This window comes from Streptococcus mitis (assembly GCF_001579035.1).
Taxonomy (GTDB): Bacteria; Bacillota; Bacilli; order Lactobacillales; family Streptococcaceae; genus Streptococcus; species Streptococcus mitis_J.
Genome location: NZ_KQ970363.1, coordinates 1 through 219 on the forward strand (window position 1 = coordinate 1; position 219 = coordinate 219).

General features: G+C 44.3%; 1 pseudogene. It reads left to right on the plus strand.

The annotated features are described in order from the left end of the window. Positions 1-219, plus strand: a pseudogene (locus SMIDD26_RS11070) (cystathionine beta-lyase); the annotation flags it as partial.

Sequence of the window (219 nt, forward strand, 5' to 3'; positions counted from 1 at the left end):
AACTAGTCTTTGAGGAGTCTGGTAAGATTTATATGAAGGCTGTCGGGGACGAGGAAGTTGTTAGCGTGGAAAATCTCACAACTTTGACCGATTTGGAAAGATTGGCTGACGGTCGTAAGCGACTCAAAGGCTACAGCCAAGAAGATTTACTGCAAGAAGCTACAGCTTTTTCTGGCAAGCGCTATTTTCGATCGGAAAACCGCACAGCCATGTTATATA